General features: G+C 58.6%; 16 protein-coding genes, 3 tRNA genes and 3 rRNA genes. 14 read left to right on the top strand and 8 right to left on the bottom strand.

Annotation, left to right across the window (positions count from 1 at the left end; translation table 11 throughout):
* Positions 1 to 17 precede the first annotated feature (17 nt).
* A complete protein-coding gene (gene dusA / locus ACZY0R_RS28470; protein WP_488863097.1) occupies positions 18 to 1031 on the top strand; it encodes a tRNA dihydrouridine(20/20a) synthase DusA in 1014 nt (337 codons plus the stop codon).
* Positions 1032 to 1534: 503 nt separating this feature from the next.
* On the opposite strand, the gene ACZY0R_RS28465 is transcribed toward dusA, so the two are convergent.
* Entirely contained in the window at positions 1535 to 1684 is a 150-nt protein-coding gene (locus ACZY0R_RS28465; RefSeq protein ID WP_488863095.1) for a hypothetical protein, read from the bottom strand.
* A 1735-nt stretch (positions 1685 to 3419) separates the two neighbouring features.
* Between ACZY0R_RS28465 and ACZY0R_RS28460 the strand changes: the two genes are divergently transcribed.
* The 5 genes from ACZY0R_RS28460 (at position 3420) to rrf (ending at position 8651) form a co-directional block, all read left to right on the top strand.
* Positions 3420 to 4951 (top strand): 16S ribosomal RNA (locus tag ACZY0R_RS28460).
* Positions 4952 to 5012: 61 nt separating this feature from the next.
* Positions 5013 to 5089 (top strand) — tRNA-Ile (locus ACZY0R_RS28455).
* Positions 5090 to 5135: 46 nt separating this feature from the next.
* A tRNA-Ala gene (locus tag ACZY0R_RS28450) sits at positions 5136 to 5211 on the top strand.
* A gap of 314 nt (positions 5212 to 5525) precedes the next feature.
* Positions 5526 to 8404 (top strand): 23S ribosomal RNA (locus ACZY0R_RS28445).
* 134 nt (positions 8405 to 8538) lie between these two features.
* A 5S ribosomal RNA gene (gene rrf / locus ACZY0R_RS28440) occupies positions 8539 to 8651 on the top strand.
* Together the 16S, 23S and 5S rRNA genes with 2 tRNA genes alongside form the textbook arrangement of a ribosomal RNA operon.
* 202 nt (positions 8652 to 8853) lie before the next feature.
* On the opposite strand, the gene ACZY0R_RS28435 is transcribed toward rrf, so the two are convergent.
* From ACZY0R_RS28435 to tnpA, 4 genes are all read right to left on the bottom strand, one after another.
* Positions 8854 to 9795, bottom strand: a complete 942-nt coding sequence (locus ACZY0R_RS28435) for a DUF808 domain-containing protein (protein WP_488863093.1) — start codon at positions 9793 to 9795, stop codon at positions 8854 to 8856.
* 405 nt (positions 9796 to 10200) lie between these two features.
* Complete coding sequence (gene tnpC / locus ACZY0R_RS28430; RefSeq protein ID WP_488856669.1) at positions 10201 to 11811, bottom strand: IS66 family transposase; 1611 nt, start codon at positions 11809 to 11811, stop codon at positions 10201 to 10203.
* A 138-nt stretch (positions 11812 to 11949) separates the two neighbouring features.
* Positions 11950 to 12303 (bottom strand): IS66 family insertion sequence element accessory protein TnpB, encoded by a 354-nt coding sequence (tnpB, locus tag ACZY0R_RS28425; protein ID WP_488856668.1) that lies wholly within the window; start codon positions 12301 to 12303, stop codon positions 11950 to 11952.
* Positions 12303 to 12776 (bottom strand): IS66-like element accessory protein TnpA, encoded by a 474-nt coding sequence (gene tnpA, locus ACZY0R_RS28420; protein ID WP_488856667.1) that lies wholly within the window; start codon positions 12774 to 12776, stop codon positions 12303 to 12305. Before tnpA ends, tnpB begins: the two co-directional genes overlap by 1 nt.
* 86 nt (positions 12777 to 12862) lie before the next feature.
* On the opposite strand from tnpA, the gene ACZY0R_RS28415 reads away from it, so the two are divergent.
* On the top strand, positions 12863 to 13477 hold the full coding sequence (locus ACZY0R_RS28415; RefSeq protein WP_488866235.1) for a class I SAM-dependent methyltransferase: 615 nt from the start codon (positions 12863 to 12865) through the stop codon (positions 13475 to 13477).
* Between the two features lie 208 nt (positions 13478 to 13685).
* Complete coding sequence (locus ACZY0R_RS28410; protein WP_488863091.1) at positions 13686 to 13961, top strand: hypothetical protein; 276 nt, start codon at positions 13686 to 13688, stop codon at positions 13959 to 13961.
* Positions 13962 to 14161: 200 nt separating this feature from the next.
* Here the strand turns inward: ACZY0R_RS28410 and ACZY0R_RS28405 are convergent.
* The 3 genes from ACZY0R_RS28405 to lexA form a co-directional block, all read right to left on the bottom strand.
* Positions 14162 to 14237, bottom strand: a tRNA-His gene (locus ACZY0R_RS28405).
* Positions 14238 to 14405: 168 nt separating this feature from the next.
* A complete protein-coding gene (locus ACZY0R_RS28400; protein ID WP_488863089.1) occupies positions 14406 to 14573 on the bottom strand; it encodes a hypothetical protein in 168 nt (55 codons plus the stop codon).
* A gap of 109 nt (positions 14574 to 14682) precedes the next feature.
* Positions 14683 to 15339, bottom strand: a complete 657-nt coding sequence (gene lexA / locus ACZY0R_RS28395) for a transcriptional repressor LexA (RefSeq protein ID WP_035872382.1) — start codon at positions 15337 to 15339, stop codon at positions 14683 to 14685.
* Between the two features lie 224 nt (positions 15340 to 15563).
* Here lexA and ACZY0R_RS28390 point away from each other — a divergent pair, with 224 nt between their 5' ends.
* From ACZY0R_RS28390 to ACZY0R_RS28365, 6 genes are all read left to right on the top strand, one after another.
* Positions 15564 to 16562, top strand: coding sequence for an asparaginase (locus ACZY0R_RS28390; protein ID WP_488863087.1), 999 nt, complete (start codon positions 15564 to 15566; stop codon positions 16560 to 16562).
* Positions 16563 to 16663: 101 nt separating this feature from the next.
* Positions 16664 to 17038 (top strand): 30S ribosomal protein S6, encoded by a 375-nt coding sequence (gene rpsF / locus ACZY0R_RS28385; RefSeq protein ID WP_006163598.1) that lies wholly within the window; start codon positions 16664 to 16666, stop codon positions 17036 to 17038.
* A 74-nt stretch (positions 17039 to 17112) separates the two neighbouring features.
* Positions 17113 to 17412 carry a primosomal replication protein N gene (priB, locus tag ACZY0R_RS28380; protein ID WP_488863084.1) on the top strand — a complete coding sequence of 100 codons (300 nt, stop codon included), beginning with the start codon at positions 17113 to 17115 and terminating at the stop codon, positions 17410 to 17412.
* A gap of 3 nt (positions 17413 to 17415) precedes the next feature.
* The gene (rpsR, locus tag ACZY0R_RS28375; RefSeq protein WP_006163606.1) at positions 17416 to 17694 is read left to right on the top strand and encodes a 30S ribosomal protein S18; all 279 of its coding nucleotides are present in this window, start codon (positions 17416 to 17418) and stop codon (positions 17692 to 17694) included.
* Between the two features lie 31 nt (positions 17695 to 17725).
* Complete coding sequence (gene rplI / locus ACZY0R_RS28370; RefSeq protein ID WP_045239980.1) at positions 17726 to 18178, top strand: 50S ribosomal protein L9; 453 nt, start codon at positions 17726 to 17728, stop codon at positions 18176 to 18178.
* 240 nt (positions 18179 to 18418) lie between these two features.
* Positions 18419 to 19810 carry a replicative DNA helicase gene (locus tag ACZY0R_RS28365; RefSeq protein ID WP_035872375.1) on the top strand — a complete coding sequence of 464 codons (1392 nt, stop codon included), beginning with the start codon at positions 18419 to 18421 and terminating at the stop codon, positions 19808 to 19810.
* Positions 19811 to 19997: the final 187 nt, after the last annotated feature.

Below are 19997 nucleotides of genomic sequence, written 5' to 3'. Positions count from 1 at the left end.
ACTGAAGCCACTTTCCAATGAAATCAACGCCTAGGAGAATATCGGTTGCACCGATGATGGATTGGACGGATCGTCACTGCCGCATGTTTCACCGGCAGCTGAGCCGCCATACCTGGCTGTACACGGAGATGGTGACCACAGGTGCGTTGCTGCATGGCGATGTAGCTCGCCACCTGGACTTCAACGCCACCGAGCAGCCTGTTGCGCTGCAACTCGGGGGCAGCGAGCCCGCCGATCTCGCCGCAGCGGCGAAGCTGGGCGAGCAGTGGGGCTATGTCGAAGTCAATCTCAACTGCGGATGCCCTTCCGAGCGCGTCCAGCGGGGCGCATTCGGCGCGTGCCTGATGGCGGAGCCCGAACTGGTGGCGGATTGCGTGAAGGCGATGCGCGACGCAGTATCGATCCCGGTGACCGTCAAGCATCGTATTGGTATTGACACGATCGAGCACTACGATTTTGTCCGCGACTTCGTCGGTACCGTGGCCGATGCGGGGTGCCAGACCTTTATCGTGCATGCGCGTAATGCGATCCTGAAAGGGTTAAGCCCAAAGGAGAATCGCGAGATCCCGCCACTGCGCTATGAGGTCGCTTACCAGCTCAAGCGGGAGTTCCCGCAACTGGAAATCCTGATTAATGGCGGCATCGTCACGCATGAGGAGATGGACGAGCATCTGGCGCATGTGGACGGCGTCATGATCGGGCGCGAGGCTTACCACCAGCCGTATGTACTGGCAGAGATGGATACCCGTTTCTACGGTGCACGGACGCCCGTGCCTTCGCGACTGGAGGTTGAGCTGGCAATGCAGCGCTACATCGGCGATCTGGTCGAACAGGGCGGCTATATGGGAGCCATTACGCGTCATATGCTGGGCTTGCATCGGGGTATCCACGGTGGCCGTGGCTGGCGGCGGGTCTTGTCGGATGCTCGCCGCATGCATGCAGTGCGTACGCGCGCTGCAGTCGATGCATTGTTTGAGGAGGCGCGCGCGCATCTGGGGCAGCGCAGCGAGCTATCCCACGAAGTGGCATGAGTTTGCGCAGCCCATCCAGGTCAGTGGCCTGGATGCCCCGGATAATGCGGCTTTCGGGTGGCTGGCCCTGCGCAGGTTGGAGCGATCCCTCTAACTTCGAATCCCCTTTTTATGCTCGTGGACTAAGAGGGGCCGCTACGCGCACTTGACCCCCGCAACGGACAGCTTTCCCGCCATGGCAAAGGGATTCCCCTAATTAGTCAAGCGGCCGCAACTTCTTACACTGTGCCTGCCCTCGAATACAGGGTTTTCTTCAACTGATTGTTAAGCCCGCCTTGCGCGGGCTTTTTTTTACCATGGCTGCGACGCGAGTTTGTATGCCGCCCTGCGTACAAGAGCCTGATTTTGTAGATTTGCTTCCGTTTACCCGGATAGTACGAATGGCAAATGACAGATAGATTACCGAGGCCTTCAGGGCAATTGAGATCGCTAATTTAAGAGCCCGCGCAGCGGGCTCTTTTTTTTCTGTCCGCCCTCGCTCTGGAGCGGTCGCGCGCGTCGCGCTATTTGTCACTGGTGCGTGAGATGCCGACGTCAACGATGCCGTAGGCGGTAATGCTTGATTCCCGGCCTTCGTTGCTCTGGCTGGCGCATCCGCCCAGAATTGCCAGCAGCGCGCAGCTTGTCAGTAGTCCCCACAAGGTTTTCTTCATGCCTTCTTCCAATATGGCCGTGGAACCGGCGCTCACTATTGGGTGGCTGGCATCGGGTTTGGTTCCTCTGCAGCCTGTTGCTGTTGCCGGCAGGCGAGGAGTAAGGCGCGTGGAGAGGCCGGCGGGGGAGGGGGGGGGGCGCACAGGCTGGAAGCAGGGCAGGCCTGACACGGTAGGGCGCTCGCTCAACCTACGACAAATCTGTGCAGCAGCAATGCGGCAATGGCAGGGCAGGCCAGGACCAAGCCCCCCAGAGCCGGGAATCGCTGTGACCACATACCGATCAGGGCTGGGATCGCGGCCACTGGGCCAAGGATGTGTATCAGCAAGGACAACAGAGTGTCGGGCTGGCCGCCACTAGCGGCTTGCGGCAATTCGCTGCCACCAGGCTGGCCGAAGAGTCCATATGCGCTGCCGAGCAACAGCACGACCAGGCAAAACGTGGCAACCAGCTTAAGGGTGAGTTTGGCGCTTGAGGTCCGCATCGTCGTTCTTTCCACTTGGATTGAAAGCGCCATCGCCTGGTGGAAGGGCGCATGGGCACATGTCTAAGATGCTGTGAAAATAGCGCAAACTGCACCTAATCCAACTGAGATTTTTCTAAGTCAGAATTAAGTCAAGGCGTGGCGCGTGACTGTGCGTATGGCTGCGGTGGGGTGGAGCGCTGCACGTGCTACGCACTTTGTTCACACTCAACTGTGCTCTAGCATGGAAGTGTCACGACTGCATTGCATCAGCACGAGGAGATCGGCATGGGACAGTGCACCACGGATGTAGATTGCCCTGCTACGGGATGTGCCGCCGCGGGCTTGGTCATCGGCGTGCTCGTGCTTGGCGCCATATTGGCGGTTGGCTGCATCTGCTGTTCTCGACACAAAATTTGCGTAGATCGCGCATAGCGACTGGGGTGCGCCCATACGCGGGAGCGTAGGGATGTGTGTCAGTGATTTTGCTTATCACAGCCGGGCAATGCGCGGGTATGAGACCACCATGCAGACGATTTGGGGTGTCCTGGCAGATCGCTCCGTCAATCCTCGGTGCGCTGCTGCAAGACAAGGACGCGGGATAGTCGGCCCGGGTCATGGAGGCGATGCTCAAGGTGCGTAAGCTAGACATCGCCGTGTTGAGGCGGGCGTACGAGCAGGGCTAAGTCAGCCGTGCCATATCGGCAGGGCGGGTAACGATTGTATGTCGACTGCGCGTGGCATTGCGGTAACGGAATCTGCTGGTCAAGGTGGCTCATAAGCATCTTATTTGTTGCTGCAGGGTTCATTTCAGAAAACGCTTGCCATGGCCGAGGGGCTCCCTTAAGATTCGCCCCCTCGCAACACAACTACCGCGCTGCAAAGCAGGCGGGACAAGGGTTGCGGGGTTGGCAGGGGTGGTTGGCGGCGCGAAAGGCGCAGCGAACGGAAGTAAAAAAACCTGTTGACGAAACGCTGATTGCTCTTCATAATCTCGTTTCTCTGCTGCAGCAAACGCAGCGACGCGGTAAGCAAAGCGAACCGCGGTTAGTTCTTTAACAAACAAACAACCGATAAGTGTGGGCGCTTGATAGCGGATGCGGAAGACTTCGGTCTTTTAGCTTACAAGTTATAAAGTGCTCGCACAGTAAAACATGTTGGTTATGTCCGGGGTGCAAATCGCGGATGTAGCCAGTCAGTTTTCTGAGAGTGAGCGACCGCTCGAAAGAGCGAGGTTTCAGCAGGCAACTGCGCGGAACCACACAGGTATTAAACTGAAGAGTTTGATCCTGGCTCAGATTGAACGCTGGCGGCATGCCTTACACATGCAAGTCGAACGGCAGCACGGGAGCAATCCTGGTGGCGAGTGGCGAACGGGTGAGTAATACATCGGAACGTGCCCTGTCGTGGGGGATAACTAGTCGAAAGATTAGCTAATACCGCATACGACCTGAGGGTGAAAGCGGGGGACCGTAAGGCCTCGCGCGATAGGAGCGGCCGATGTCTGATTAGCTAGTTGGTGGGGTAAAGGCCCACCAAGGCGACGATCAGTAGCTGGTCTGAGAGGACGATCAGCCACACTGGGACTGAGACACGGCCCAGACTCCTACGGGAGGCAGCAGTGGGGAATTTTGGACAATGGGGGCAACCCTGATCCAGCAATGCCGCGTGTGTGAAGAAGGCCTTCGGGTTGTAAAGCACTTTTGTCCGGAAAGAAATCCCTTGCTCTAATACAGCGGGGGGATGACGGTACCGGAAGAATAAGCACCGGCTAACTACGTGCCAGCAGCCGCGGTAATACGTAGGGTGCGAGCGTTAATCGGAATTACTGGGCGTAAAGCGTGCGCAGGCGGTTTTGTAAGACAGGCGTGAAATCCCCGAGCTCAACTTGGGAATGGCGCTTGTGACTGCAAGGCTAGAGTATGTCAGAGGGGGGTAGAATTCCACGTGTAGCAGTGAAATGCGTAGAGATGTGGAGGAATACCGATGGCGAAGGCAGCCCCCTGGGACGTCACTGACGCTCATGCACGAAAGCGTGGGGAGCAAACAGGATTAGATACCCTGGTAGTCCACGCCCTAAACGATGTCAACTAGTTGTTGGGGATTCATTTCTTCAGTAACGTAGCTAACGCGTGAAGTTGACCGCCTGGGGAGTACGGTCGCAAGATTAAAACTCAAAGGAATTGACGGGGACCCGCACAAGCGGTGGATGATGTGGATTAATTCGATGCAACGCGAAAAACCTTACCTACCCTTGACATGCCACTAACGAAGCAGAGATGCATCAGGTGCCCGAAAGGGAAAGTGGACACAGGTGCTGCATGGCTGTCGTCAGCTCGTGTCGTGAGATGTTGGGTTAAGTCCCGCAACGAGCGCAACCCTTGTCTTTAGTTGCTACGCAAGAGCACTCTAGAGAGACTGCCGGTGACAAACCGGAGGAAGGTGGGGATGACGTCAAGTCCTCATGGCCCTTATGGGTAGGGCTTCACACGTCATACAATGGTGCGTACAGAGGGTTGCCAACCCGCGAGGGGGAGCCAATCCCAGAAAACGCATCGTAGTCCGGATCGTAGTCTGCAACTCGACTACGTGAAGCTGGAATCGCTAGTAATCGCGGATCAGCATGCCGCGGTGAATACGTTCCCGGGTCTTGTACACACCGCCCGTCACACCATGGGAGTGGGTTTTGCCAGAAGTAGTTAGCCTAACCGCAAGGAGGGCGATTACCACGGCAGGGTTCATGACTGGGGTGAAGTCGTAACAAGGTAGCCGTATCGGAAGGTGCGGCTGGATCACCTCCTTTCAAGAGCGTGCATCTAAAGTCGAGCGTTCACACTTATCGGTTTGTTTGCTGTTACAGCCAAGGGTCTGTAGCTCAGGTGGTTAGAGCACCGTCTTGATAAGGCGGGGGTCGTAGGTTCAAGTCCTACCAGACCCACCAAGTTACGGATGGTGGTTCGACGCTGAACCTCCGGACAGAAGTACATGGGGGATTAGCTCAGCTGGGAGAGCACCTGCTTTGCAAGCAGGGGGTCGTCGGTTCGATCCCGTCATCCTCCACCATTTACCGCGCACTTCGGTGTGCACCTTGGATTGGTCGTCAAAGGCAAGCGCTTAGGATTGAGCGTTTGCCTTTGGCCTTGGCCAAGACGTTGCGAGACCAAGTTTCGCACGGCTGTTCTTTAACAATATGGGATGTAGTAAAGGTGTCGTGAGCGTTGATGAGACGCTGAAGTAACACACGATACCGGGTTGTGATTGTATCAACCAAAATGTATTTAAGTGATCGAAAGATGACTTGGAATACGGCACAAATGCGAGAACTCATCCTGTAGCGAGCACGGCTTGAACGCAAGTTTGAGACACACTCGTTATAGGGTCAAGCGAACAAGTGCATGTGGTGGATGCCTTGGCGATCACAGGCGATGAAGGACGCGGTAGCCTGCGAAAAGCTTCGGGGAGCTGGCAAACAAGCTTTGATCCGGAGATGTCCGAATGGGGAAACCCGGCCCTGATGGGTCATCCCTGACTGAATACATAGGTCAGGGAAGCGAACGCGGCGAACTGAAACATCTAAGTAGCTGCAGGAACAGAAATCAACCGAGATTCCCAAAGTAGTGGCGAACGAAATGGGAAGAGCCTTGTACTCTTTAGCAGTGTTGTTAGCAGAACGGGATGGAAAGCCCGGCCATAGCAGGTGATAGCCCTGTATGCGAAAACAGCGTTGTGGAACTAGGTGTACGACAAGTAGGGCGGGACACGTGAAATCCTGTCTGAAGATGGGGGGACCATCCTCCAAGGCTAAATACTCGTGATCGACCGATAGTGAACCAGTACCGTGAGGGAAAGGCGAAAAGAACCCCGGGAGGGGAGTGAAATAGATCCTGAAACCGCATGCATACAAACAGTCGGAGCCTGGAAACGGGTGACGGCGTACCTTTTGTATAATGGGTCAGCGACTTACATTCAGTGGCAAGCTTAACCGATTAGGGAAGGCGTAGCGAAAGCGAGTCCGAATAGGGCGTTCAGTCGCTGGGTGTAGACCCGAAACCAGACGATCTATCCATGGCCAGGTTGAAGGTGCGGTAACACGTACTGGAGGACCGAACCCACTAACGTTGAAAAGTTAGGGGATGAGCTGTGGATAGGGGTGAAAGGCTAAACAAGTCTGGAAATAGCTGGTTCTCTCCGAAAACTATTTAGGTAGTGCCTCGTGTCTCACCTTCGGGGGTAGAGCACTGTCATGGTTGGGGGGTCTATTGCTGATTACCCCGCCATAGCAAACTCCGAATACCGAAGAGTGCAATCACGGGAGACAGACATCGGGTGCTAACGTCCGGTGTCAAGAGGGAAACAACCCAGACCGCCAGCTAAGGTCCCTAAGATTGGCTAAGTGGGAAACGAAGTGGGAAGGCTAAAACAGTCAGGAGGTTGGCTTAGAAGCAGCCACCCTTTAAAGAAAGCGTAATAGCTCACTGATCGAGTCGTCCTGCGCGGAAGATGTAACGGGGCTAAGCCAGTCACCGAAGCTGCGGATGCACGTAAGTGCATGGTAGGAGAGCGTTCTGTAAGCCTGTGAAGGTGTCTTGTAAAGGATGCTGGAGGTATCAGAAGTGCGAATGCTGACATGAGTAGCGATAAAGGGGGTGAAAAGCCCCCTCGCCGTAAGCCCAAGGTTTCCTACGCAACGTTCATCGGCGTAGGGTGAGTCGGCCCCTAAGGCGAGGCAGAGATGCGTAGCTGATGGGAAGCAGGTTAATATTCCTGCACCGTCGTATGATGCGATGGGGGGACGGATCGCGGAAGGTTGTCCGGGTGTTGGAAGTCCCGGTCCCTGTATTGGAGAAGGCGCTTAGGCAAATCCGGGCGCGGAATTCAAGGATATGGGGCGAGCGGCCTAGTGCTGCGAAGCAATTGGAAGTGGTTCCAAGAAAAGCCTCTAAGCTTCAGTCATACGAGACCGTACCGCAAACCGACACAGGTGGGCGAGATGAGTATTCTAAGGCGCTTGAGAGAACTCGGGAGAAGGAACTCGGCAAATTGGTACCGTAACTTCGGGATAAGGTACGCCCTTGTAGCTTGACTGGCCTGCGCCAGGAGGGTGAAGGGGTTGCAATAAAATGGTGGCTGCGACTGTTTAATAAAAACACAGCACTCTGCAAACACGAAAGTGGACGTATAGGGTGTGACGCCTGCCCGGTGCCGGAAGATTAAATGATGGGGTGCAAGCTCTTGATTGAAGTCCCGGTAAACGGCGGCCGTAACTATAACGGTCCTAAGGTAGCGAAATTCCTTGTCGGGTAAGTTCCGACCTGCACGAATGGCGTAACGATGGCCACACTGTCTCCTCCCGAGACTCAGCGAAGTTGAAGTGTTTGTGATGATGCAATCTCCCCGCGGCTAGACGGAAAGACCCCATGAACCTTTACTGTAGCTTTGCATTGGACTTTGAACCGATCTGTGTAGGATAGGTGGGAGGCTTTGAAGCGTGGACGCTAGTCTGCGTGGAGCCGACCTTGAAATACCACCCTGGTTTGTTTGAGGTTCTAACCTTGGCCCGTGAATCCGGGTCGGGGACAGTGCATGGTAGGCAGTTTGACTGGGGCGGTCTCCTCCCAAAGTGTAACGGAGGAGTTCGAAGGTACGCTTGGTACGGTCGGACATCGTACCTAAAGTGCAATGGCAAAAGCGTGCTTAACTGCGAGACCGACAAGTCGAGCAGGTGCGAAAGCAGGACATAGTGATCCGGTGGTTCTGAATGGAAGGGCCATCGCTCAACGGATAAAAGGTACTCTGGGGATAACAGGCTGATACCGCCCAAGAGTTCATATCGACGGCGGTGTTTGGCACCTCGATGTCGGCTCATCTCATCCTGGGGCTGTAGCCGGTCCCAAGGGTATGGCTGTTCGCCATTTAAAGAGGTACGTGAGCTGGGTTTAAAACGTCGTGAGACAGTTTGGTCCCTATCTGCCGTGGGCGTTGGAATCTTGACGGGGGCTGCTCCTAGTACGAGAGGACCGGAGTGGACGTACCGCTGGTGTACCTGTTGTCTCGCCAGAGGCATCGCAGGGTAGCTATGTACGGAAGAGATAACCGCTGAAAGCATCTAAGCGGGAAACTCGCCTGAAGATGAGGATTCCCTGGAGCCTTGAGCTCCTTGAAGGGTCGTTCGAGACCAGGACGTTGATAGGCTGGGTGTGGAAGCGCAGTAATGCGTTAAGCTAACCAGTACTAATTGCCCGTAAGGCTTGATCCTATAACCAGTGTGTTTCTGCTGGTTGAGTATCGCGTGCCGCTGCAGCAGCAACAAGCAGCTTGGCCGATACGCACAACCTCTACTACATCCCTATTCGCTGCGTTGACTCAACCTCAACGCGGCCACCGTTTATGCCTGGTGACCATAGCGAGTTGGAACCACCCCTTCCCATCCCGAACAGGACCGTGAAACGACTCCACGCCGATGATAGTGCGGATACCCGTGTGAAAGTAGGTAATCGCCAGGCTCTCCCTTGAAACCCCCCAGTACGAAAGTACTGGGGGGTTTTGCTTTTAGGGATGCGTATTACGCCGCTCCTTCGGAGTTTTGCGCCGAAACAAGCACAGCGCCCTGATCCGCTCGTGGCGAGAAGGCCAATCAAAGCCTGCTTCGAGCGAACTTTCTTGTCCGCGATCGCCAGCGCAAGGCACAGGTTCAGTCATCGCAAGTTAGCGCGATGACGGCAGAAGAACCTGTATCCCTCGCTTCACTGCCGTGAAGCCGATCGTAACCAAAGCCCCGGCCAGCAGGCCGATCAGCGCATTGATCAGCATCGGTGCCGCTATTCCCAGTCCACTGCCGAGCAACGGTACCTCACCAAGCATTTGCATTGTTACCTCCGTCAGGTGAGGCATGCCAGGGAATCCGTGTGCCAGTATCCCGCCGCCAACCAGGAACATTGCCACGGTACCCACAACGGAAAGTACGCGCATTAGCCAAGGCGCCAGCCGAAGAATCCCGCGGCCCACGGCTTGCGCGAGGGTGGAGGCTTTCTGACTAAGATACAGGCCGGCATCGTCGAGCTTGACGATGCCGGCCACTAGCCCGTAGACACCCACTGTCATGACGAGGGCGATGGCGGACAGCACGGCCACCTGCGTACCAAACGGCGCGCCGGAGACGGTCCCCAGTGAGATCACGATGATTTCGGCGGACAGGATGAAATCAGTGCGCACCGCGCCGCGGATCTTCGCCTTCTCGTCAATTGCTGATTCCGTCGGAGGATCTTGTGCCTGATGCCTGCCAGGAGAATCTACTTCGCCCCGCGACTCTCCGTGCATGAAGCGGTGCGCGATCTTTTCAAATCCTTCGTAGCAAAGGAAAGCGCCGCCCACCATCAGCAGTGGCACGATCGCCCAGGGGGTCGCAGCACTGATTGCGAGCGCGGCCGGTACTAGAATCGCCTTGTTGCGCAAGGAACCCAACGCAACCGCCCACACAACCGGCAACTCGCGATCGGCTTTCACGCCGCTGACCTGTTGCGCATTGAGAGCAAGATCGTCACCCAGGACGCCAGCGGTCTTCCTGGCAGCCACCTTGCTCATGGTTGCCACATCGTCAAGAATCGAGGTGATGTCGTCGATCAGCAGAAGCAGGCTGGTGCCGGCCATATTTCAAGCTCCCATGTCGGTGCTGAGTAAGAGAGACCCTTCAGGTGATCAAGGCCGCATGGCAAGATATTGCCATATGGAAAGACGGCGATTGATCCCATACCCACTCTATTTGCGGACGATCTTGGCGGTTCGCCTTCCGGTTGGCTGTTAGCTTGCAGGCAAAATCCAGCGAGAACCGTCCGCTTCCTTGGCCGCAGGGGAAATATCCACAAATCAACGCTTATCGCGTCATTCCTGTGAGCGCAGATGAACGTAACCGCGCAATTCAGCACACTGTATTGAGAGTCGTTCTCGGCGAACAGGCGGGCTCGGCCCTATTGCGACGCTCGAGCAGGATCGGCAATGTCCGATGGAGGTACCAGGAATCGCGCGCCGGGGCAGTGCCGGCGCCCTGTCATGTCATCAACCGGGGTTCGTCATTGCGCTCTGCTGGCTGGCGTAGTTGAACGGCAGCAGGTCGCTGATGTCGGCGTCCGCCGCACGCTGCGGCAGCTCGGTGAGAACGTGAAGCAGATACGCATACGGCTCGACGTTGCAGGCGCGGCACGTGAGCATCAGGCTGTAGATCGTCGCGCTCGCCTTCGCACCGGCAACCGTGTCTGCAAAGAGCCATGCCTTTCGCGCGGTTGCAAAGGGTCTCACGTCGCGCTCTATCACGTTGTTATCGAGGGGTGCACGCCCATCGATAACATAGCGGCTGAGGTATTCCCACTGATTGCGCGTGTAGCTGATCGCCTTGCCCAGCAGACTTTCAGGCAGAACCTGCGGTGCCAGTTCGTCCAGCCATTTCCTGAGCGCCTCCAGTAGCGGTACGCTGTGTTCCTGCCGCAGTCGGTAGGTGTAGCCGGCCCGTGTCTCGCCCTCTGGCAGTTCTCTGCGAGCAAGTGTCTCGACCTGATACAGCGCCTTGAAGTACTCGAGCGCCTGCTGTGCGCGACCGCCGGGCTTCTTCTGGCCCTTGTGCGCGTCGACGAACAGTCGTCTCGAATGTGCAAGACACCCGAAGTGCGTGACGGCTTTGAGCGTGCGCCAGGCGCTGTAGCCGTCGGTCATCAGCATGCCTTCGTAGCCGGCGAGAAACGCCTGCGGATATTGCTGACCACGCCCCGGCTGGTAGTCGAACAGCACCACAGGCTGTTCGCAGTCCTGTGCGCTTCTGTAGAGCCACATGTAACTCTTGCTCTGCGCGGTCTTGCCTTCTTCCTTGAGCACTTGCACCGTCGTCTCGTCGCCGTGGATCAGCGGCTGCGACAGCAGCGTCTGGCGCATCGCCTCGTACAACCGGCTGTAGTGCAGTTCGGCAGGCCTGATGATCCAGTTCGCCAGCGTGCCGCGGCCCGCCGGAATGCCCGCACGGGCCAGCGCGTCTTCCATCCGGTATAGCGGCGTGCCATCCACGTACTTGCCGGTCGTCACCGTCGCGATCATCGCCGGACTCGCGTTGCTACCTGGCAGCGGTTGTACTGGCATCGGCGCGACCACGATCGGCGTGCGCTCCGCGTTGCGCTCGCAATGGCGGCACGCGTATTTGAACCGTACGTGCTGCAACACCGAGGCCTTTACCTCGATGTGCAACTGCTCGCTCGTCTCCTCGCCCATGCGATGCAGCGGGCTCTGGCAGCATGGACAGATTTTCTGTTCCTCGGGCAGGTCGTACTCGATGCGCTGGCGCGGCAACGACGCCGGCAGCGGCTTGCGTCCCCGCTTGCGGTGTGCAGACTCATCGACTTCCGGAAGTCCCGTATCGGGCAGCGTGAACGCGTCATCGGGATCGTCGCCAGCAGGTTCTGTCGCGGCGATCTGCTCGGCTTCGTCAAACACCCGATCCTTGAGCTTCTCGCTGCTCGGCGCGTAGCGTTTGAGCTGCGCGAGGCGGAACTGCTCTTCGAGCTGCTCGATACGCTGCGAGAGTTGCTGGGCTAGCGACTCGAGATCCAGATTCTTCTTCTCGAGTTCTCGGATATAGGCCTGGACGTCAGGCGGCAGATCAGGGATGAGGTCATGTGCAGGCATGCCATTCACGATAGTGCAATCGCATCGCCAACAGGTTTACGTCGAATCCATATCAATGGTATCGGCCAATCCCCTGGCGAGCAGCCGCCTCGCGAAGCCTATGGCCAGAGCCCGCACCCTGGCCTCCCTCACGCTGACTCAGCTCGCGTGCCGGTAGCGCCGCGAAGGGTGTCGGCGAACGGCTTCGATGTCGATACCTTCAAGCAGCCAGTGCAGTTGCTCGGTGGTGAGTTCCATCACCGCCTGCTGGCGGCGTGGCCAGGCGAAGTGGTCTGCTTCCAAACGCTTCATCAGGAGCCAGAATCCGGAGCGGTCATAGAGCAGAAGCTTGACCCGATTGCGGCCGCGGTTATGGAACGCGAAGACGGCCCGGGCGAACGGATCGAGTTGCATCGACTGCTCGACCAACGTCACCAGACTGTTCAGGCCGGCCCGGAAGTCGATAGGCTCGCGGTGCAGATAGACCCGCAGGTCAGCGTCGAGGCGGAACATCAGGTGTCCCCCAGCGCCGCGATCATCGCCTTCACGAGCGTCCCATCTTTCGGTGTGCATTCGAGCTCGATGGTTACGCCGTTTGGCAGCCGTGCCGACAGGCGTGCCAATTGTGGCGAAGATGAAGATTGCGGCACGGGAACAGATGTCGATTCCGGCGATGCCGGCCGTGACCGCTGGGCTTGAGGAGGTACGCCGCGAACCTCTACTACCGGAACGAAGGCCGATGGCGCGCCTTCGACGGCGCTATCCATGTCAATACCACCTTGTCTTTCTGCTTTGTACTGCTTGACCCAGCGCCACAATTGGTTCGTGTTCACCCGGGCTCGGATCGCCATGCTGGCAACCGATACGCCGGGTTCAAGGCAAGCCTCGATCAATCTTCGCTTGCCCTGCCTGTCGTAGCTGCGTTTCCCGTTGGCGCCGACATTGGTCACTCGCAGCGGCAGGAAGTCAAAATCGCTATCGTCCATGAATTGTGCCCACGAAAAAAATCGTGGGCACAATCCTGCGCCTTTCGGGGCGTCAACGCTACGTGCGGAGAAAATCGCGCTTACAGATGAACAAGCCAATGGAAAGTACTGCCGGCTATGGCAGCAATGCGGTTGCATTGGCAGTGCAGTACGAAAACCTCCTCTTCGAGGACGTGCATCGAGATGTACTGCACATATTTCCGCGTAGGCACAGCAACATACTGGATATCGGCGCTGGGTCGGGCCGTGACGCGGCTGCGCTCGCGCGGCTTGGACATCGCGTCGTGGCAGTGGAGCCAACTCGCGAATTGCGTCAGGAAGGGCAGCGCATCCATTCGAATTTACCCATCGAATGGCTGGATGACGTGCCATCCCTAGTGGGTATGCGATCCAGGCAAGAGCAGTTCGATCTGATTCTGCTTGCCGCCGTATGGATGCATCTGGACGCGGACGAGCGGCCCGTCGCGATGAAAACAGTAGCGAAGCTGCTCGCCGCGGGCGGGCGATTCATCATGTCACTCCGGCATGGCCAAGTTCCCATTGGCCGGCGGATGTTCGATGTTTCCGCCGAGGAAACCCTGGAACTCGGCCGAGAGTTTGGCCTGGTGGATTACTACCTCGGTCAGCGTAAGGATACGCAGGGCCGGGACGCGGTCACCTGGAGTGTCATGGCCATGCAGTTGCGTTCCGGCGTCGCGTAGTCAAAGCCTGCGGCTTTCGATCGTCTCTCCGCGCGCATGAACCCACTTGTGTAACGGGGGCTGCAGGCCATCCGTGCCCGCCACGCTCAGGCTTTTTGGAGAGTATCGGAGCCAATTGGCGATGGCTCCTGCCCGGTGTGGATGCAGTCGCCCTATGCGCGCTGGTTTGCCGTCATGCTAGGATTTTGCCGGGCTCTGGGAGATAGCCATGGTTCAAAAACTGTTCCACGAACTGCCCGTGGATGAACGCGGCGACTTTGAATCCGCCTGCGCGCGGCATGGATTTGTTCGAGAAGACTTCGAGGTGGGCGAGGAAGAGGGCATTTCGCAAGGCAGCGGGTCGAGTCATATCCCCCGAAAAATCACTGTCGCCCGAGTTGGCGGAGACGTCCAAGTCTATCCCGCCGCTACCGGCATTTCGTGGACAGTCGCATTTGAGCGAGATCTGGAGCGCGGCGAATTTGGAATTCCTCTTGCGGACTAGCTAAGGGATTGGGGGAGGTCGCTGCGTGGAAGAAACGGGGGAGGGGTGTGCTGAAGCAGGCTAGATCGAGGTGGTGGTGCCGACACCGGCGGTTAGCAAGTATTCCCACCGTGGGAAGATGGGGGGAATGGACCCTGGCTTTGGGATGCACAAATGAAAACAGCGCCTTGGTTAAGGCGCTGTTTTGCAAGACAAATTCTTGGGGTGGCTGATGGGACTCGAACCCACGACGACAGGAATCACAATCCTGGACTCTACCAACTGAGCTACAGCCACCGTAGAGGTTGTTCAGCTGGCTGCTGAGCAACGAAGAACAAGATCATACAATACCAAAAGGCGGATGGCTAGTACTGTGCACAAATTTTTCTCTGTGCTGGCTTATGCGATGTCAGCCGGTTAGGTCGGTTACTGCGACGTGCGCAAGTGAGTGCTGCCGTAGCCCAACTATGAAAGCTTGGCCGACTCCTCCAACTCAAGCATGCGGCAGATGGCTGCCATGCTGCCCACCATGGTGCGTCGTTGCGCACCCTGGTAGATACGCACGCCTTTGGACTGGCGGAATGGTACGGGCTTGACGGGGCGGCGGGCGGAGAGGCGGTTGGCTTGCAGCATGGCTACACCTGGTGACTTGCAACAACAGTTAGCGGTGCCCGACTAGCGGGCGGCGTTGGCACAATCGGGCGTCGGCGTGATACGGGCTTGCCCGCCTCAGCCGCACTCGTCAGAAGCCGCTGGGTCGGATCAAGCCGACGGCGATACCTTCCAGAGAGAATTCTTCGCGGCCGGGGCGCACGATAATGCTGGGGAAATCGGGATTTTCCGCAATGAGTTCGATCGAGTCGCCGCGGCGGTTGAGGCGTTTGACGGTGACGTCGTCTCCCAGTCGCGCAACGACGATCTTGCCGTTCGGGGCCTCGCTGGCACGCTTGACCGCAAGCAGATCGCCATCGAGGATGCCGGCGTCCCGCATGCTCAGGCCACGTACCCGGAGCAGGTAATCAGGTTGCACGTCAAATACCGAAGCGTCGACCTGGTATTGGCGGTCGATGTGTTCTGCGGCAAGGATCGGGCTACCGGCCGCGACGCGCCCGACCAGGGGCAGTGTCAGCTGCATCACGCCGGCCATTGGCAGCGAGAATTGGTCTGGTAGCTCTGAGTCGCTGCGCGAAACCTTGAGCCGGATGCCGCGCGAGGCGCCTGGGGTGAGTTCGATTACGCCCTTGCGGGCCAGGGCCCTCAAGTGTTCCTCGGCAGCATTGGGCGATGAGAAGCCGAACTTGGCGGCGATCTCGGCGCGTGTGGGCGGAAAGCCCGTGTGCTGGAGGCTGCTGCGGATCAGGTCGAAAATCTGCTGCTGTCGCGGTGTCAGGGTCGCCATGGTCGCCGTGTTGGAAAGCACTGTATGTTTAAACAGTATGCTGTGATTTTATACAGTATCGAGTGAAGTGCAAGCGGAATTTTGGGAGTCTGCGCATCGACAGGTGCGTTGGGCGCGGCTCACCGTGCCGTGTGGCGCGAGCCTGGGCGTTACAATTCGCGGCACTTGCAGCCTCATTCTTCGCTCGCTGCTTAACCTTTCCGGCTTTCGATCGCTATCTCGCCATGTCTCTCCTGCCTCGCGTCGTCGTGCTTGCTACCGGTGGCACCATTGCCGGTTCTTCGTCCAATGCTGCCAGCAGCGCGAAGTACCAGGCGGCCACGGTGCCTGTGACGGCGCTGCTTGATGCGGTGCCGGCGCTCGGCGCCGTGGCCCGCGTCGAGGCGGAGCAGGTGGCGCAGGTGGATAGCAAGGACATGTCGTTCGCCCTCTGGGCCCGGTTGGTTGAACGCGTTGCGTTCTGGTCCGCGCAGGCCGATGTGGCGGGCATTGTGATTACCCATGGCACCGATACGCTGGAGGAGACGGCAACGCTGCTGCATCTGGCATGTGTGGGCACGGTGCCGGTGGTGCTGACGGCGGCGATGCGACCTTCCACCTCTCTGTCGGCTGACGGTCCCTTGAATCTGCTGGACGCGGTACGGGTAGCCGCGAGCGCAGGGGCGGCGGGCAAGGGCGTGCTACTGGTGATTAATCAGGAAATCCATGCCGGGCGAGATGTGGTGAAGGGACATACGTCAGCGGTCAACGCCTTTGTGTCGCCGCTGGCCGGCCCGATCGGTTTTGTGCAGGACGACCTCGTGCGATTTGTCCGTGCGCCCCGACTGTTGCCGGACCGGGCCTGGGCCGTGCCATCCAAGTGGCCGCAGGTGGAGATCCTTGCCAGTTACGCGGAGCCCGGCCGGTTGGTGGTGGATGCGCTCACGCAGGCAGGTGTGGCGGGGCTGGTCGTGGCGGCCGCAGGCAACGGGTCGGTTCACCAGTCGCTGGTCGATGCGCTGGTGGAAGCGGCCGGGGCGGGCGTGGCCGTGGTGCGTAGTTCGCGCACCGGGGCAGGGCATGTGGCAATACCGGCACCTCCACGGCCGGCTTCGGGTGCCTTCGTCTCCGCGGGCGATCTCAATCCATATAAGGCGCGCGTGCTCCTGATGCTGGCCCTGGCGGCAACGCCCGGACTGGCTGCGGATCCCGCTGCGTTGCAGGCGCTGTTCGCTGAAAACTAAGGCGGCTTGCTGCAGAAGGCAAAAGCACGCTATACTTTAAGGCTATCCAACCTTGCTGCACCGGACATGGCGCCCGGGCGGCTTATCCAAAAGGAGCGTCAATGCGTCATTACGAAATCGTATTTATCGTCCATCCGGACCAGAGCGAACAAGTTCCGGCCATGATCGAGCGTTACAAGACGCTGGTCACGTCGCAGGAAGGCCAGATCCACCGCGTGGAAGACTGGGGCCGCCGTCAGATGGCCTACATGATTCAGAAGCTGGCCAAGGCTCACTACGTTTGCCTGAACATCGAATGCGGCAAGGAAACCCTGGCTGAACTCGAACACGCGTTCAAGTTCAACGACGCGGTGCTGCGCCACCTCATCGTTCAGACCAAGAAGGCCGAAACCGCACCGTCCCCGATGATGAAGGAAGTGCAGCGCGAAGAAGCCCGCAAGGCCGCGCAACAGACCAGCGAAGTCCAGGCCGCCTAAGTGCGGACTGTTGTGGTTGCCGTGGGCGTTGAACGCCGCGGCGGCAAGTGCGGGCATCGGTGCGGGAGAGTGCGTTGAACCAGTTAAGGCTCTGCGCAACGCTCGCGGAACGCGATGCCTTGCGTTACACCCCGGCCGGGGTCCCCGTTGTCAACTGCATCTTGCAGTACGCGGGCGAGACGGTCGAGGCGCAAACGCCCAGGCAGGTGGAATTCGCCATCGCCGCCATGGGAATCGGTCAGATCGGCCAGCGGCTTGAGCGGACTCCGCTCGGCGCGGTGCTCGACTGCGAAGGATTCCTGGCCCGCAAGCACCGCAACAGCAAGGCTCTCGTCTTTCACATCACTGGATGTAAAGCATTCGAAAAGGATTGAATCATGGCATTCGTCAAACGTGACAACAAGAACAAGAAGCGCTTCCAGCAGCAAAACCCGCTGTTCAAGCGCAAGCGCTTCTGCCGCTTCACCGTGGCTGGCGTGGAACAGATCGACTACAAGGATCTGGACACCCTGAAGGATTTCATCGGCGACAACGGCAAGATTACCCCGGCCCGCCTGACCGGCACCAAGGCGCACTATCAGCGTCAGCTCGATACGGCTATCAAGCGCGCGCGTTTCCTCGCGCTGATGCCTTACACCGACCTGCACAAGAACTGATCGGCCCTAGGTCCGTTAAGGAGAAAACACGATGCAAATTATTCTGCTTGAGAAAGTCATCAATCTGGGCAACCTGGGTGACATCGTTCGCGTGAAGGACGGCTACGCCCGTAACTTCCTGATCCCGAACAAGAAGGCCCGCCGTGCTACCCAGACCGCTATCAGCGAGTTCGAAGTCAAGCGCGCTGAACTGGAAAAGGCAGCTGCCGAGAAGCTGGCCGCGGCGCAAGCCGAAGGCGAAAAGCTGAATGGCCTGACCGTGCAAATCACCCAGAAGTCGGGTGTGGACGGCCGCCTGTTCGGTTCCGTTACCAACGCCGACATCGCCGAAGCACTGGCTGGTCAAGGCTTCAAGGTTGAGAAGGCGCAAGTGCGCCTGCCGAATGGCCCGCTGAAGATCGTCGGCGACCATCCGGTCAGCGTTTCGCTGCACACCGACGTGCTGGTCGACGTGACGGTTTCCGTCCTGGGCGAACACGTCTAAGCATTGATCTTGCCACCGGTCCCGCTTGCCTGTTTGGCTGGCAGGGATCGGTTGCCGGTATCGAGCTTGACCAAACAAAAAGGCAGGAGCGTTTTGCTCCTGCCTTTTTGTTTGGCCGCTGCCCTCGTTTGCATCATTGCCACCGGGCTGGTTGCCCCGCCGTCACTTGACCCGACACGGTAACAACCGACTGCGAATTCTCCCCCGGCTGTCTGGCGGCGACCGTTATAATCCCTTCCCATGAACGCGCCCGTCGCAGACCCCCAACTAGATAATCTCAAGGTTCCACCGCACTCCATCGAGGCCGAGCAATCGGTGCTGGGTGGCTTGCTGCTGGACAATGCCGCCTGGGACCGAATCGCCGATTTCCTGTCCGAAGCGGACTTCTACCGCTTCGATCACCGGATGATCTTCCAGAGCATCTCCCGGTTGATCGCCGCCACCAAGCCCGCCGACGTCATCACTGTCTACGAGACGCTGCAGGTTGCTGGCAAGGCGGAGGAGGTGGGCGGCCTGGCCTATCTGAATTCGCTGGCACAGAATACGCCTAGCGCTGCCAATATCCGCCGCTATGCGGAGATCGTGCGCGAGCGTTCGGTGCTGCGCAAGCTGGTCACCGCGGCCGACGATATCGCCAGTGCGGCCTTCGCCCCCAAGGGGCGCGAAGTGCGGGAGCTGCTCGACGAAGCCGAATCGAAGGTGTTCGCCATTGCCGAGGAGGGTTCGCGCGGACAGAAGGGCTTCCAGGAGATCCAGCCGCTGCTGACGCAGGTGGTGGAGCGCATCGACGAGTTGTACCACCGTGACTCGAGTACCGATGTGACGGGCGTGCCGACGGGATTTATCGATCTGGACCGCATGACCAGCGGCATGCAGGCGGGCGACCTGATCATCGTTGCAGGGCGCCCCTCGATGGGTAAGACTGCCTTCTCGCTGAATATCGGCGAGCACGTGGCGGTGGAGCAGGGCCTGCCGGTGGCGGTGTTCTCGATGGAAATGGCCGGCACACAGCTGGCCATGCGTATGCTCGGCTCGGTCGGCCGCCTGGACCAGCACCGCCTGCGTACCGGCCGCCTGCTCGACGAGGACTGGCCACGGCTCACGCATGCCATCCAGCGCATGAACGATGCCCAGCTGTTCATCGACGAAACTCCGGCCCTTAGCTCGATGGAACTGCGGGCCCGCTCGCGGCGGCTGGCGCGCCAGTGCGGCCAGCTTGGCCTGATCATCATCGACTATTTGCAGCTGATGTCGGGCTCGGGCGGTGGTGAAAACCGCGCGACCGAAATCTCGGAAATCTCGCGTTCGCTCAAGGGGCTGGCCAAGGAACTCAACTGTCCGGTGATCGCGCTCTCGCAGTTGAACCGAAGCCTTGAGCAGCGGCCCAACAAGCGCCCGGTGATGTCCGACTTGCGTGAATCCGGCGCTATCGAACAGGATGCCGACGTGATCCTGTTTATTTACCGTGATGAGGTTTACAACCCGGATTCGCAGGACAAGGGCACGGCCGAAATTATTATTGGTAAACAGCGTAACGGCCCCATCGGGACCGTGCGTCTGACCTTCCTGGGTCAATTCACGAAGTTTGACAACTTCAGCGGCGGCCCCGCTTTCTTCGACAACGATACCTGAAGCCCATCCTGGCGCGGCTTGCCGGGCATCGTGGCTCGGCGACGACGGTGGAATGTCCATGCCGTTTGTCAAAGTCCTCCGGCTTCGCTCCACAACCCTGTAAAATATTGCGTTTTGATGACAGCCGCCCCAGGGCGGCTGTCATGCAATGCGTACCTGCCTCATTCAGCAATAACCCGCGGCGCCC

The sequence above is a fragment of the Cupriavidus sp. F041 genome (genome assembly GCF_057814235.1).
This window is presented reverse-complemented; position numbering and strand designations above follow the sequence as displayed.